The organism is Streptomyces albospinus, from assembly GCF_014648695.1.
GTDB lineage: Bacteria > Actinomycetota > Actinomycetes > Streptomycetales > Streptomycetaceae > Streptomyces > Streptomyces albospinus.
In genome coordinates this window covers 252,871-267,509 of the sequence record NZ_BMRP01000004.1, presented here as the reverse complement: position 1 = coordinate 267,509, position 14,639 = coordinate 252,871, and the positions used below count along the sequence as shown (strand labels likewise).

Sequence of the window (14,639 nt, the reverse complement as noted above, 5' to 3'; positions counted from 1 at the left end):
GCCGGTGGCCTCCCCGTACGTGCCGCGGAGCATCGGCTCGGCCTCGTGCTCCAGATACCGCACCAGGGCCTGCCGGGCGTGGCCGCCGCCGTAGGCGTGGTCGAGCGCGCGGAACAGCTCGCCGACCGAGCGCAGCGCCGCGATGTCGCCGGACGAGACCCGGCCGCCCTGGGTGCGGTCGACGCGGTCCGTCCCCCGCTGCCGGGGCACCGAGATCCGGCCACCCTGCAAGGGCACCCGCTCCACGGCGTCGGGGGCCGGCTCCCCGTGCGCGACGCGCTCGTCGGGGCGGCCGATCAGCCAGTCCCGGCTGGGCACCACCAGCCCGGCCGGGGTGAAGGCGATCTTGCGGAGCTCGGCGTGGCTGCCGGAGTCCTTGCGCCACAGCCCGCTGACGATGTCCACCGCCTCGCTGGGGGTCGAGGCGAATTCGAGCCCGGCGTACACCGGCGCGCAGGCGTCCAGGCCGAGGTCCTGCGCGGACAGTCGGCGCCCCAGCCGGCGGGTGAACACCTCCGCGATCAGTGCGGGTGTGGTGCCTCTGGGCTGCTGGCCGCGCAGCCAGCGGGTCACCGAGGTCTTGTCGTAGCGCAGGTCGAGGCCGTGCTCGATACCGAGCTGATCAACCCGTCTGGCCAGCCCTGCGTTGGAGAAGCCCGCCTCGGCGATGAGCGCGGCGAGCTGGCGGTTGGGCGTGTGGTGCGGGGGTCGTTCCGTCATCAGCTTTACCGGTCTCCTGCCTTCCGGGCCGGGCCGCCGGGCTCGACTGACCCTGTCCGGCATGCTCTTCGCCCTTGTGGAACGGCGTGAATGTAACGGCCTTCGGCGCCGTTCTCGCGGCCTGCGCCCCGCGTTCATCCGATCGTGTGAGCAGGCACGGGCGCGGCGGCGGACGGGCGGCGCACCGGCCGCCTGCGGGGGGCGCGCGCGGCGGCCGTACAGTTGCAGGGGCGCGGGAGGCACCGGAAGTGCATCAGAAGTGGCATCAAACGTCGCGCCGAACCGCGACAGAGGTTCGAAGAGGAGCTGCCGTGACTGCGATCTCTCGGGGGGAGACCCCCGTACCCGAGGGGCTGCGCTTTGTGCATCTTGGCTTCGGGGCGGACGCCGTCGAGTACGAATCGGCGTGGCAGGAGCAGCGGCGGATCCACGCCGCCCGGTTCGCCGACGAGGTCCCCGACACCTGTCTCCTCCTGGAGCACCAGGCCGTCTACACGGCCGGGCGGCGCACCTCCGACGACGAGCGCCCGCTGGACGGCACCCCGGTCGTCGACGTGGACCGCGGCGGGAAGATCACCTGGCACGGCCCCGGCCAGCTGGTGGGCTACCCGATCCAGAAGCTGCCGCGCCCGGTCGACGTCGTCGCGCACGTCCGCCGCCTGGAGGAGGCGCTGATCCGGGTCTGCGCCGAGTTCGGCGTCGAGGCCACCCGGGTCGAGGGCCGCAGCGGCGTATGGATCCTGGGCGACGCCATCGGAGCGGCCGAGGAGCGGGCCGCCCTGGGCGGTCTCCAGCTGGACTTCGACCCGCGGGCCACCGACGAGCTCTTCGACCCGCGGCTCAACGGCCCCGAGTACGCGCCGTCCAACGCAGGCCAGCGCCGCGAGGACCGCAAGCTCGCCGCGATCGGCATCCGCGTCGCCAAGGGCGTCACCATGCACGGCTTCGCGCTGAACGTGAACCCGGACAACACCTCGTTCGACAAGATCGTGCCGTGCGGCATCCGGGACGCCGGCGTCGCCTCGCTCGCCGGCGAGCTGGGCCGTGAGATCACCATCGCCGAGGTCCTGCCGGTCGTCGAGAAGCACCTGCGGGACGTCCTGGAGAGCGCCGAGCTCCTCCCCCGCGCGGTCTGAACCCCTACCCCCGCGGCCACCGCCGCGGGAATGCCACCCTCCCGTCCGAGGTTGGCACTGCACCACCCGCACGTGGATTTGCGTGCGAATTGACGGGCGTACCCTGGTGTACGCCGAAGAATCGAAGTTGTTAGGGAGCCGACGTGTCCGCAGTCGCACCCGACGGTCAGTCAATGCCGAAGCCCGACGGCCGGCGATTGCTGCGCCTTGAGGTCCGCAACAGCCAGACCCCCATCGAGCGCAAGCCCGAGTGGATCAAGACCCGGGCCAAAATGGGTCCCGAGTACAACCACCTCCAGGGCCTGGTCAAGAGCGAGGGTCTGCACACGGTCTGCCAGGAGGCGGGCTGTCCCAACATCTTCGAATGCTGGGAGGACCGCGAGGCGACCTTCCTCATCGGCGGCGACCAGTGCACCCGCCGCTGCGACTTCTGCCAGATCGACACCGGCAAGCCGCAGGAGCTGGACCGCGACGAGCCGCGCCGGGTCGCCGAGTCCGTGCAGACCATGGGCCTGAAGTACGCCACGATCACCGGCGTCGCCCGCGACGACCTGGAGGACGGCGGCGCCTGGCTCTACGCCGAGACCGTCCGGCAGATCCACGCCGCGATGCCCGACACCGGCGTCGAGCTGCTGATCCCCGACTTCAACGCGGTCCCCGAGCAGCTCGCCGAGGTCTTCTCCTCCCGCCCGGAGGTGCTGGCCCACAACGTCGAGACGGTCCCGCGGATCTTCAAGCGGATCCGCCCCGGCTTCCGCTACGAGCGGTCGCTGGAGGTCATCACCAAGTCCCGCGAGGCCGGCCTGGTCACCAAGTCCAACCTGATCCTGGGCATGGGCGAGACCCGCGAGGAGATCAGCCAGGCGCTCCAGGACCTCCACGACGCGGGCTGCGAGCTGATCACGATCACCCAGTACCTCCGCCCGTCGGTGCGCCACCACCCCATCGAGCGCTGGGTCAAGCCCGCCGAGTTCGTGGAGCTCAAGGAGGAGGCCGAGGAGATCGGCTACGCCGGCGTCATGTCCGGCCCGCTGGTCCGCTCCTCGTACCGTGCCGGCCGCCTCTACCAGCAGGCCGTCGAACGGCGCGAGGTCGAGGCGTCCAGTCAGGCGGTTTGAGGCGCCCGGCGCGCCATCTTGTGAATCGTGGCACATGCTGTGAGGACGCGGCCCGCACTCCCCCGGCTGGAGGGCGTGGGGGCCGCGTCAACGTTTCATAGGTGTTTGACCGGCAGGTCATCCGTTGGTAACACCCTTCGGTGACGATGGATGCACGCACCGCAAGACACCTCCCACACGTACTGCTCCTTGTCCGATCGTCCGAGGGAGACCATCACCATGGAGGCCGCGCAGCTCCGCGCCACCGCCCGCCCCATCCCCTCCGTCACCGGTGCACTGCGCGCCGTCGAGGCCGTGCTGTTGGGCGGCGGCCAGCGCACCGCCCGGCGCAACGCCTGGACGTCGGTCCTGGAGGACCGACGCCGCGCCAAGGACCGGAGCGACGCCCAGTACGTACTGGAGGCCGCGGCGACCCGTCGCCCGCACGCCACGTAAACTTCGCTGTATGGCGAGGAAGGCAAACTCAGACGGCGCTGCCGGCGCTGAGAACTCCGGGCGGCTGAAGCAGATCGCCCTGACCTACAAGATGACCCGTCGGGTCGACTCCAAGGTCGGTCTAGTCGTCGCTGGCGTGGGCATCGTCGTATTCGGCGTTCTCCTCGCCATCGGCTTCGTGATCGGCCACCCCATCTACGCGGGTGTCCTGGGCTTCGTCCTGGCCTTCCTCGCGATGGCGATCGTCTTCGGACGGCGCGCCGAGCGGGCGGCCTTCGGGCAGATGGAAGGCCAGCCCGGTGCGGCGGCGGCGGTCCTGGAGAACGTCGGCCGCGGCTGGACGATCACCCCGGCGGTGGCGATGAACCGCAGCCAGGACGTGGTCCACCGGGCCGTCGGCAAGGCCGGCATCGTGCTGGTCGGCGAGGGCAACCCCAACCGGCTGCGCGGCCTGCTGGCCGCCGAGAAGAAGCGGATGGCGCGCACCGTCGCCGACGCCCCGGTGCACGACGTCATCGTCGGCGACGGCGAGGGCCAGGTCCCGCTCAAGAAACTGCGGACCCACCTGCTGAAGCTGCCGCGCGTCCTGCCCGGCGCCCAGGTAACGGCGGTCAACGACCGGCTGCGCGCGCTGGGCGACCTGATGAGCAACATGCCGGTGCCGAAGGGCCCGATGCCGAAGGGCATGCGGATGCCCAAGGGCGGCGGCAAGGCGCGCTGACCGCGCACGACGCCGGAGACATGGCGAAGCCCCGGAGCCCGAGCTCCGGGGCTTCGCCATATCCGCGACAACCGCCGTATCCGCGCCACCTCCGCGGCAATACAGCCCACGGCGATACGGGCGAACCGCATGAAGGAGGCGTACAAGGAGGCGTACGAGGGGGTCTCATGAGGGAGTCGTACGAGGCGGTCCGGCGCGTGACAGCGCGAGAGGGAGAGCACCGGAAGAGCAACCCGCCGATCCCCCTGCCTCCGGCCCCCAGCTCCTCGCGTGCTCCGGCCCACGGACGGGAACCGCATACGACCCGCGGGCCGGATCCGCGTACGGCCTGCGGGTCAGATCCGCACCTGCACGGAACGGCTCAGCCGGTCGTGCAGCCCCCGGCCGTCCCGATCCCAGACCACGGCCGGGATGATCACGACCAGCAGCAGGGTGCGCAGCAGCACCCGCGGCAGCGAGATCCGGCCACCGCCCTCGGCGACCACCCGCAGGCCCAGCAGCCGCTTGCCCGGTGTGAAGCCCACCGTGCCGACGGTCAGCACGCTCAGCACGGCGAACACCAGCAGCGCCCAGTTGCTCGCCGACTGCGCCTTGCCGCCGCTCAGCAGCCCGTACGCGATGAGCAGGCACAGCGCCCAGTCGATGAAGAGCGCGCCGAAGCGGCGGCCGACCCGTGCGATCGAGCCCGGCCCCTCCTCGGGCAGCCCGAGCCGCTGTCCGCGGTAGCCGAAATCGACGCCCATGTCCTCGGCTGCCGCGCGGGGCCCGGAGATCCACGATCCGATTGCTTGCCTGTTGTCCACCCGACCACGGTACTGCGACCGCATACGTTCCCCTCGCGGAGGGCCGTCACGGGCCGGACGCACCGGCTCGCAAGGGCTCCGAGGGCGCACACTGGGAAGCGGGGGCGACAGCGTGCCGGTTAACCTCGGCGAAACAAATGGGTCATGCTTGGGAAATCCCGCCTGCCTATGGTCGGGCAAGCGCGCCACCGCACATGGACGCGCTCCGAGTAGCAACCCCGGGTCGCCGGCCGGCTGACCGGGCTAGGAGGAGTTGGATGTTCCAGAACGCCGACGACGCGAAGAAGTTCATCGCGGATGAGGACGTGAAGTTCGTCGACGTCCGTTTCTGCGACCTGCCGGGCGTGATGCAGCACTTCACGATCCCCGCTGCGGCGTTCGACCCGGACGAGGAGCTGGCGTTCGACGGTTCGTCGATCCGCGGCTTCCAGGCGATCCACGAGTCGGACATGGCGCTGCGCCCGGACCTGTCGACGGCCCGCCTGGACCCGTTCCGCCAGGAGAAGCACCTCAACATCAACTTCTTCATCCACGACCCGATCACGGGCGAGCAGTACAGCCGTGACCCGCGCAACATCGCCAAGAAGGCCGAGGCGTACCTCGCCTCCACCGGCGTCGCGGACACCGCGTACTTCGGCCCCGAGGCGGAGTTCTACGTCTTCGACTCGGTCCGCTTCGAGACCTCCGCGAACCAGGGCTTCTACCACATCGACTCCGAGGCCGGCGCCTGGAACACCGGCGCCGTCGAGGACAACCGCGGCTACAAGGTCCGCTACAAGGGCGGCTACTTCCCGGCCCCGCCGGTCGACCACTTCGCCGACCTGCGTGCCGAGATCTCCCTGGAGCTGGAGAAGTCCGGCCTCCAGGTCGAGCGCCAGCACCACGAGGTCGGCACCGCCGGCCAGGCCGAGATCAACTACAAGTTCAACACGCTGCTCGCCGCCGCCGACGACCTGATGCTGTTCAAGTACATCGTCAAGAACGTCGCCTGGCGCAACGGCAAGACCGCCACCTTCATGCCCAAGCCGATCTTCGGTGACAACGGCTCCGGCATGCACGTCCACCAGTCCCTGTGGCAGGGCGGCGCGCCCCTCTTCTACGACGAGCAGGGCTACGCGGGCCTCTCGGACACCGCCCGCTACTACATCGGCGGCATCCTCAAGCACGCCCCCTCGCTCCTGGCGTTCACCAACCCGACGGTGAACTCCTACCACCGCCTGGTCCCCGGCTTCGAGGCCCCGGTCAACCTGGTCTACTCGCAGCGCAACCGCTCCGCCGCCATGCGCATCCCGATCACGGGCTCCAACCCGAAGGCCAAGCGCGTCGAGTTCCGCGCCCCGGACCCGTCCTCGAACCCGTACCTCGCGTTCTCGGCCCTCCTCCTTGCCGGCCTCGACGGCGTCAAGAACAAGATCGAGCCGGCCGAGCCCATCGACAAGGACCTCTACGAGCTCGCCCCCGAGGAGCACGCGAGCGTCCCCCAGGTCCCGACCTCCCTCCCCGCGGTCCTCGACGCCCTTGAGGCCGACAACGAGTACCTCCAGCAGGGCGGCGTCTTCACCTCCGACCTGATCGAGACCTGGATCGACTACAAGCGCACCAGCGAAATCGCCCCGATCCAGCTCCGCCCGCACCCGCACGAGTTCGAGCTGTACTTCGACATCTAAAGGGCGGGGTTGGGTGACCTCGGCTGGAGGCTTGGAAGCCCGGTTTGACCTGCGAAAACGCGTCTCAGCGTTTCTCGTTAGTGTCGCTGGGTTTCCAGGGTCTTGTGCACCGGGTGTGCACCGGCTGGCGATTTGCCTGACTTGACGTCAGATATTGCAGTGAGGGTCGCTGCTCCGGATGCGGGGCGGCGACCCTCACTGTTTTACCGAGAGTCTCGCCCCACAGGGCGTTGCGGGTCAGCACCGGACCGTCCGGACCCGGGCCGTGAACGCCTATGTGCTGAGCCCGCGGGATTTGAACTCGAGACCTACGCTTTATGACGGCCCGCAAGATCATCCCGCATGGCGCTGGGCAGGGTGTGGAATCCCGTTTCCCCAGATCAGCGGCCCATGCCCTCGCCAAGGTGTCCGCCAATCCGCCCTGTGCCACCTCGTCCGCTCACGCACCGCTCATATCCTCCCGCTCTGTGGCCCACGGACCTTGCACTGTCCCAATTTCCTGGCTATTAGCACGCAGGAACTCTGTGCCAATAGCAGATACCACCTCCGGTTCGGAGCACATAAGCGCACGCAAGGAGACGCTCCAATGCCCAATCACCAGCGCCTGCGCGAGCAATTGCGCCGGGCTTTCGGCCTTAAAGTCAGCCGCCAAGGATGTCAGGGTCATGGAGCGTTCCACGAGGTCGCTGATCTCGGAAGCGACGGCCTCAGCGTGCCGGGGTTCGCCACTTGCCGCCCATGCACGCGCGACCACACCAAGAGCGCGGGACCGCGGAATTGGGTTAGCGATCGATCGAGCAATGCGCTCCGCCTCGTCAAGGGCACCGACACCAGCGGCATTCTGCGCGATAGATGCTAGCGCTTTCGCTTTTACGACGGAATCTGAAATCGTACGGGCGATTCGTTCGGAAAGCGCAACACCACCCGATTGCGCCGCCGCCGACGCCACAGCCCCCAAAGCCTTCTGACGAAGCGGTGGGATAGCAATCGAATTCGCAAGCCGCTCCGCCCTTTTCACATCGCCCGATACGGCCAATTGTTGCGCAATTCCGTTAATCAATTTCGCTTGATGCTCGGGGTTAGGAAGCGAATCGATCACAGCTAGAGCCTGGTTACGAAAAGCTCCAGCGCTGCATTCGTCCGAAGTCCCCGCCAGTGCAATCGACAGGGACATCAGACCTTTTACCCGCAGAGCAGGTACTTCAATCGACTCTACTATCTGTCTGGCTTGATCCACGTCCCCACCGCGCAAGGCATCCTGCGCACGACTGATCACTTCCTGCGCCTGTTTAAAATGGTTTGAAGAGGAGCGCGGTATAGTGAGTACAGCTCGGGATGGCTTGGTGCGTTCGGCTGGCTGAGAATCATTCCTAGGGACAACTACTTCAGGGTATTCCTCTTCAGATGCACCACGGGCCTGTTGCTCCTTGCGCGACAGGAGGGCCAGCGCTCTATCTCTGCATTCCTCATCTACAATCGAGCACGCAATTCGCGTAGCCTCTTCCATGAGATCCTGCCCGGCTCCCGCCCTGACAAGAATCAGCAATGCCTTTGACTTCTGATCCATATCTGCAATTGAGGCGACTACCTCCTCAGCCCGAGCGAGATCACCAGCCAACGCAGTGGCCTCTGCCACCATTGTCAGCGCACGTTCCCTGCGGGGTACGTCGGTGATAGCACGGGCTATCTCGAGGGCCTGAGTTATATCACCAGTCGACGCGATGACTTGGGCCAGCACGGCCTGATTCCGCGCGATACTCTCTCCGCCATCAAGCGCCCGCGCCATATTCTCCGCCTCGCTCGCGATTGCCTCAGCGCGCTGGAATTCACCATTCGCGGCTAGGCTTGACGCAACGACGGCCAGCGCCCTTGCACGCCGGCGGAGGCTGGAAAATCTACGTGCGAGTCCCTCTGCCCTGTCAGTAGCACCCGCGCGGGCCAGTACACCTGCGATTGAAGTGAGGGCATCACGTCGCTCAGCCGGTCGCACCTCCGCAAGGGCTGCAGTTCTTTCGGCCTCGCGGAGAACCTCCCTCGCTCTCTCCTCTCCCTCGATGTCCACCAACTCACGGGCAACTACTGCAAGGATCCACGCTCGACGCCCCGGGTTTCGAATGGACAGAGCAAGAGCTTCAGCCTGTGCCACGATGCCCTCAGCACGGCGACACGCACCCGCCGCCTTCGCTGCCCGTGCGACGACGGCGAGTGCCTGGGCCCGCTCGGCTCGAGGCCGGATTGATCTGGCGATGGAATGCGCCCGCTTCCAGTCACCGGATTCCGCCACTTCCACCGCTATGTTGCATAGCGCCTGGGCCCGCTCGGACCACCGCTTGATGCCCCTCGCCGTGGCGAGGGCCTGTTCAACGTCTCCGGCCGCTGCGGTGGCACGAGCGACCGAACAGAGCACGTGAGCTGCCTGCGGACGGTCAGGCATCGAACGAGCAACCGCGGCCGCGTGACTCGCGATCAACTGAGCACGACCCATATCACCGGCAGAGGCGTAGGTTCGGGCAACCAGCGCGTACGAGTGGGCCTCCGCATCGGTGGCCGCGAAGGCGAGAATGCTTCGCTCTGCTTCTTCCGCAATCATCCGGGCTCGCTGCAGGTCGCCGACGGACGCGACGTGTCGTGCCACAGAAGCGAGAGCCCGAACTTGTCGAGCTGGCGTGGTGATCGACCGAGCCAGGGCTTCCGCACGGCTATGTCTATCCAATTGCGCCCAAACCACAGGAAGGTGGGTGGGGAGGTTATCGTTGCGCTCGATTAGCTTGATCCGATGGACGGCAAGTCGACTCAACGCCACTAGGTCAGGGGCAGGGGCACTGGATATAGTCTCTTGTGTAGCTGAAATCTCACTGATCGCGACACTATCGCCACCGATCGTATCGAGCATACGAAAGTGCCGGTCAGGGTCCGTAACGATATTCAGCATCCGCCGGGTATCCCGTGTGGAATGGAGCAACTTAAAATAGCCGCGGAGCAGATATTCTGGCGTACCTGAAGGCCACTTCGCCGAGCGATAGAGGTCAGCCCACTCATGGATCCTTTCTCGATATTCAAACAACCGATCTTCACCAAGGAACCGCATCGCCTGCTGGTGAATCTCCTCGTGACCAAGAACATAGACGGTCACCCGTGGTTCAAAGCGGCCGGAGCGAGAAGTGAAGGTGCGAGCGGACACCGACCTGAGGTGATCTTCAATCTCCCATGCAGAAACACCCGTGAGCTGCGCCAAGTCGGCTTGGGAGAGACCGCCACCAGCTGCCACAAGCAGACCGAGCAGGTCCCTTTCAATCACGCTACCCCGCAGGAGTCGTTTCAGCTCACGCTCTGCGTCCTGACGGACCACTTCGGCATGGGGGGAGACAAGCAATGGCCGAACGATGCCCGGCCAACGTAGTGGATGGCTGTCTGGTACGTCCGACGGGATTGGCGGATTAGGCCGCCCAGCAACTACTACGCGCATGCCGGTGGGAGGATTTATAGGCAAAACAGCAGCAATACTGTGTGTGTCTACAGCCGTAGTCACGCCGGAGTCTTCATCCAGGCCGTCCACAACGAGAAGCAAGCGCTCACCCTTGCGGCGGCACAGATCAGCCGCCCGCTCAAAGGCCGCTAGTAGATGGGCTTCTCGTGTTGCATCGGTCAATAGCATCGGCATGGGCTCGCCGAGGATCTCCAGAACTTGCTCGAGGGCGACCTCAATGAACGCTGTGCGGTCAGCCTGTCCTGCCCAGCGGGCGGTGACGAAGAAGGACACGACCCTCACTCCGGGAGGAGGAGCCAGTACGAAGCTCGACAGCAGCGCCGACTTCCCGGCCCACGCTTGCGCTCGGAGCCACAGATACGGTTCCGAATCGGGTTCGGTGGCGAAACGCGCAAGATCAGCCAGCTCATTTTCCCGCGAGAGCAAAGCCTCCGGGGCTATTCGCCGCACCTGAGACAGGTAGGCAGATCTCACCACCGGACCCTTTGTCGTCGATCCATCTACATTTTCAGCGTCACTCGCCTGCGAGGACTGCCCCGTGAGGGAATGCCCGATCAGATCGCGACGCAGAGAATTTATCGACTTTGAAGCAGCCACCGGCGCGTAGCGGCCGACGAGCTCGCAGAGCCGACTAAACAGACGATCCGCAGCCTCTGTGGTACCAGCCCCGACAACACCTCTGAGCCGGCCAACTGCAATCGATCGATCCGTCTCATCGACCCCTTCGAGCCGTACTTCTCTCAGCCTCAGGGCTCCGAGAACTAGCCAGGTCAGTTCGCTAGCGGGCACTCTGCCCGTGTCAACGCCAGATCTTGCTGCAGCCAGTGCGACAACCGTGTCAAACTGGCGCAGCCGCTCCCTAACTTCTCGATTCGTGCGCCCTGCACGTGTGGCCTCCGCGCGGAATCGGCTCTCACTGTCGGTGTCTCTGGCAAGAGCGGCCAGTTCCCGGAGCTGACGTACATGGGCATTGGGACTAGCCACAACAAGGGCAAGTCGCCACCGCCCTTCGGCAACTGCAGACGGATGATCGTGGACTACCCGAAGGTACGAGCCGAGCAGTTCGACGGAAGCCCGATCGCTGGGCACAAAAGAGGGATCCCTACGAACACCGACCGAAACCCGACGTGGATTGCCATCCTCCGAATGACCGGTGACAACGAGATCGTCAACGGCGCTGTAAGCACTCGCCTGAAAGTCAATCACCTGCGGGGTGACGTCGTCGCCAAGCTCGGTCAACGGGTCGCCAGTGAGCAGATGACTCAGCAGCAGTGCACCGTACCGGTGCTCGAGGACCGTGCCTCCGCCGCCCGTCGAATACGGGCTTGCACGCCTGACTTGGGGCCGAACAGGAGGATCCTTGGACACTCACCAAGCCTACGTCCCGATCTTGCTCCCGACATCAAGAAGGCAACGAACGATGAAGGGGCATCTCAGTGGCGCATCTCGACCAATCTCTCCGTACAGCCAACGCACAGCTTCCGTAACGCCGTCAGACCCCCGTCCAGGAGCAAAGGGATTGCTTCCGGCTGGCCGGTACGCGATCGAGCAAGGGCGGATCCCGGCCGGACCGAGACCTCGGCCTGCCGTGCAGCGCAGGCAGCAGCATCCCTCCTTGACGAACTGTGCTCAGCGCCAGCCGTCCAAGGAGACATCGCGGCCCTGCTTGAGGTAACAGCGGAGGGCGCTGGCTGTTGTATCCACAAATTCCTCAGGGATGGCGTCGGCGTCGACCCAGCAGACCTGGGCGTGCTTGCGAGGTTCTCGGTTTTCGAGCTCGCCAGTCCACTCGTGAGCAGTGAAGACCACGGTGAGGAAGCCGTTGGGGGCTTCGACGCCCCAGGCGCCGTGGATGATGTGGGCGACCTTCAGGGACTCCGGCTTAACCGTCAGCCCCGTTTCCTCGTAGAGCTCGCGGACAGCGGTCTCGGTGATCGGTTCGCCGTGTTCGCTCTTGCCGACGGGAAGGTCCCACATGCCTTGGGCGAACTTGGCCTGATCGCTGCGCTGAAGGAGGACGACGCGGTTGGCGGCCTTGTCGTGGACGATGACGGCGGCGACCAGCAGGGTCATGGAGTCGAGGGCGGGCTTGAGTGCTTTGGGCTGGTCGTCGGTGGTCGGCTGAGCCACGGTGGATCCCTTCGTCGGCCGGTTGGTGGGCAGCTTAAGCCAGCGCTTCGCGTACGCGGCGGGCGAGTTCGGCGGCGCCCGGTACTTTGCGCCGCTGGTAGACGGCAAGGGTGGAGCGGAGTGAGGTGATGGCCTTGCGGGTGCGGTCGGAGGTCATGCCTTCCATGAGGGTCAGGGCTTGGGTCCAGGCGGCGACGGCCTCGTCGGCGCGGGCCTGGGCGGCGAGGCTGTCGCCGAGGTCGGCATAGGTGAGGGCATGGACCCGCTTGTACTTCTGAGGGTCCCAGCGGATGAGAGCGTCGCGGTGCTGTTGTTCGGTGCCGATGTGGTCGGCGAGGTCGGTCAGGGTGCGTGCGGTGTGGCTGGCCACGGTGCCGGCGGCCGGGCCACTGACGCGGGAGTAGCTGGGCTGAGGCTCGTCGTCGCGTAGGAGGGCGTCTTCGGCAGCGAGGAGGACGCGGGCCGCGGCGGGTCTTTCGCCAATGGCGGCGTAGGCGCGGGCGTGGGTGATGTGGAGGAGGGCTTCGGTCTGGCCGTCAATGCGGCCGCTGCCGCGGGTGAGCGCGGCAGCGGCGAGGTCGACGCAGTGGTGGGGCTGTTTGAGGCTGAGGGCCTGGTGGGCGAGGGCGCGCATCATCCAGGCTGCGTGGCCGTGTGGGTCGGCTTCGCAGGCGAGTTGGTAGCCGACCTGGTAGTAGCGCTGGGCGGCGCCTTCCTGGCCGAGGTCGTGGTGCTTCCAGCCGGCCAGGTAGGCGAGTTCGGCAACCGCGCTGAAGGCGGCTCGACGTAAGGCTTCGTTGGGGAAGCGTCCGTGGAGCATGGGAGCTGCGGTGTCGGCGAGGTAGGCGGTGACGGTGGTCAGGCCGTGGCCTCCGCCGAGGCGTTCGTCGGCGGCGCTGAAGGCGGTGGTGATCTGGCGTACGACGTCCACGTCCTCCGCGCCGACCAGGGCCGTGGCAGTGCGTGCGCGGAGCATGCGGGCGGTGGCCTCGTGGTCGTAGGCGAGTGGCATGGCGACGCCGGCAGTGGTGAAGGCGGCTACCGCGAGGAAGCGGCGGCGTTCGACGTCGGCGCGGCCAAGGTCGGTGGCGGCGAGGACTGGATCCGATTCCGTTGGCGCTTCGGCGTCGGCTGGGCGCAGGCCGATCTCGGTTCGGGTGATGGTGCGGCCTGCTCGGCGGGACAGGGCCTCGGCGAGGTATTGCCCGGTGCGGCCGGTGGGCTGGCGGGTGCCGTTCACCCAGTGGGAGACGGCCGACTTGTTGGTCTGGACGATCTCGCCGTTCTCCGCAGCGACGCGCCGCACGTCCTTGGCCAGGGCCTCGTAGGTGCAGCCGATCGCGTCGATGGTCTCGCGCAGGCGTGAGTTGGGTGCTCTCTGCGCTGCCACGATCGCCTCCGATCCGGAGCTGTAAACCGCGTATACCGCTTCAACTCCCTCTCACCGTACCGACTGTGCGTGAGGGAGGGTTCACTAAACATCAGCCGCCCGGAACGGCGCGACCGTGATCCAGGCTCCCCCTTGGGCTGGGCGGCTTTCCGAAGTTCCGTACACCTACACCGGCTTCGGGCACTCCTGTGCCTGAAACCGGCCGATCAGAGACGGAGACACGGTGACCACCATCGACACGACGGCCATCACGGTCGAGCTGCCCGAGGCGTTCGACGACCGTTGGAGCCGCCTGCCCGGCATCCAGGTCGAGGGCCGGCGCATCACCATCGACCCGGCCGAGTACTTCTTCCGCTTCGAGTCCCACTCCTGGCTCGTCGCCGACTGGGAGCTGGTCAAGTCCCAGCTTCTGGAGGTGGACGAGACGACCGAGAGCGCGGTCGAGCAGCTTGCCCTCGACTTCATCAAGGCCCACGGACGGTCCACGGCGGATGCCGCCTACGTCCTGGCCACCGCGTACGAGGTATACGCGTATCTGTTCCGCGACGAGCACCTCGCCGGGCTGGGCCTTCCGCAGATCACCGCCGAGCACCTCCGGATGCTGCGCGAAGCAGCCACGCTCATGGCGCTGAACAAGGTGGAGCTGGACGGACACATCTCCAACGTCGGCCCGTGCTGGTTCTTCCCCGCTGCCACCTCCGTCGTCTTCGACCTGGACGACGAGATGGGTGGCCGGCTCGACGAGGTCTACCACGGCGGCTGGTTCAACGAGCACCGCCGCATCGAGTCCATCAAGGCCCACGCGGCCCTCGGCGGACGGCTGGTGCACGGCTGCCAGTCCGTGCCGGACCAGTCCGGCGGCGTCGTGGCGCCCTACGGTGCGTCGATGGCCACCTTCCGCGACGACCTTGCGGCCTTCAAGGCCCGCTGGATCGAGCAGGTCTACGCCCACCGCGTGAGCCCTGCCGCGTAGTCCCCTTCGACCAGGCTCCGGGGCGGGTCGGCACCACTCGCCCGCCCCGGACGCCTCCA

At 66.8% G+C, this 14,639-nt stretch carries 11 protein-coding genes; 6 read left to right on the top strand and 5 right to left on the bottom strand.

Annotation, left to right across the window (positions count from 1 at the left end; translation table 11 throughout):
- On the bottom strand, nt 1–720 hold a 720-nt coding region (locus tag IEZ17_RS42150; protein ID WP_506005243.1), incomplete at its 3' end, for an NsdA family TPR-like regulatory protein.
- 311 nt (nt 721–1,031) lie between these two features.
- Here IEZ17_RS42150 and lipB point away from each other — a divergent pair.
- The 4 genes from lipB (at nt 1,032) to IEZ17_RS08630 (ending at nt 4,130) form a co-directional block, all read left to right on the top strand.
- On the top strand, nt 1,032–1,856 hold the full coding sequence (gene lipB / locus IEZ17_RS08645) for a lipoyl(octanoyl) transferase LipB (RefSeq protein WP_229852075.1): 825 nt from the start codon (nt 1,032–1,034) through the stop codon (nt 1,854–1,856).
- A 173-nt stretch (nt 1,857–2,029) separates the two neighbouring features.
- On the top strand, nt 2,030–2,974 hold the full coding sequence (gene lipA / locus IEZ17_RS08640; RefSeq protein ID WP_189298119.1) for a lipoyl synthase: 945 nt from the start codon (nt 2,030–2,032) through the stop codon (nt 2,972–2,974).
- A gap of 219 nt (nt 2,975–3,193) precedes the next feature.
- Complete coding sequence (locus IEZ17_RS08635) at nt 3,194–3,409, top strand: SCO2195 family GlnR-regulated protein (RefSeq protein ID WP_189298380.1); 216 nt, start codon at nt 3,194–3,196, stop codon at nt 3,407–3,409.
- 10 nt (nt 3,410–3,419) lie between these two features.
- Nucleotides 3,420–4,130 (top strand): DUF4191 domain-containing protein, encoded by a 711-nt coding sequence (locus IEZ17_RS08630; RefSeq protein ID WP_189298117.1) that lies wholly within the window; start codon nt 3,420–3,422, stop codon nt 4,128–4,130.
- Nucleotides 4,131–4,465: 335 nt separating this feature from the next.
- Here the strand turns inward: IEZ17_RS08630 and IEZ17_RS08625 are convergent, their stop codons facing one another.
- Nucleotides 4,466–4,933 carry an RDD family protein gene (locus tag IEZ17_RS08625; RefSeq protein ID WP_189298115.1) on the bottom strand — a complete coding sequence of 156 codons (468 nt, stop codon included), beginning with the start codon at nt 4,931–4,933 and terminating at the stop codon, nt 4,466–4,468.
- Between the two features lie 257 nt (nt 4,934–5,190).
- Here IEZ17_RS08625 and glnA point away from each other — a divergent pair, with 257 nt between their 5' ends.
- The gene (glnA, locus tag IEZ17_RS08620) at nt 5,191–6,600 is read left to right on the top strand and encodes a type I glutamate--ammonia ligase (RefSeq protein ID WP_189298113.1); all 1,410 of its coding nucleotides are present in this window, start codon (nt 5,191–5,193) and stop codon (nt 6,598–6,600) included.
- 439 nt (nt 6,601–7,039) lie between these two features.
- Here glnA and IEZ17_RS08615 read toward each other — a convergent pair whose 3' ends face one another.
- From IEZ17_RS08615 to IEZ17_RS08605, 3 genes are all read right to left on the bottom strand, one after another.
- Complete coding sequence (locus IEZ17_RS08615; protein ID WP_189298111.1) at nt 7,040–11,326, bottom strand: ATP-binding protein; 4,287 nt, start codon at nt 11,324–11,326, stop codon at nt 7,040–7,042.
- 390 nt (nt 11,327–11,716) lie between these two features.
- Nucleotides 11,717–12,250 (bottom strand): NUDIX domain-containing protein, encoded by a 534-nt coding sequence (locus IEZ17_RS08610; RefSeq protein ID WP_229852091.1) that lies wholly within the window; start codon nt 12,248–12,250, stop codon nt 11,717–11,719.
- Between the two features lies 1 nt (nt 12,251).
- Nucleotides 12,252–13,607: an NsdA family TPR-like regulatory protein gene (locus IEZ17_RS08605; RefSeq protein ID WP_189298107.1), complete on the bottom strand. Its 1,356-nt coding sequence runs from the start codon at nt 13,605–13,607 to the stop codon at nt 12,252–12,254.
- 223 nt (nt 13,608–13,830) lie between these two features.
- On the opposite strand from IEZ17_RS08605, the gene IEZ17_RS08600 reads away from it, so the two are divergent.
- On the top strand, nt 13,831–14,580 hold the full coding sequence (locus tag IEZ17_RS08600; RefSeq protein WP_189298105.1) for a hypothetical protein: 750 nt from the start codon (nt 13,831–13,833) through the stop codon (nt 14,578–14,580).
- Nucleotides 14,581–14,639 lie beyond the last annotated feature (59 nt).

What these genes read in the sequence shown, in the direction of transcription:
- lipA (WP_189298119.1), top strand. Translation starts at nt 2,030, where the DNA reads ATGCCGAAGCCCGACGGCCGGCGATTGCTGCGCCTTGAGGTCCGCAAC.
- IEZ17_RS08635 (WP_189298380.1), top strand. Translation starts at nt 3,194, where the DNA reads ATGGAGGCCGCGCAGCTCCGCGCCACCGCCCGCCCCATCCCCTCCGTC.
- IEZ17_RS08630 (WP_189298117.1), top strand. Translation starts at nt 3,420, where the DNA reads ATGGCGAGGAAGGCAAACTCAGACGGCGCTGCCGGCGCTGAGAACTCC.
- glnA (WP_189298113.1), top strand. Translation starts at nt 5,191, where the DNA reads ATGTTCCAGAACGCCGACGACGCGAAGAAGTTCATCGCGGATGAGGAC.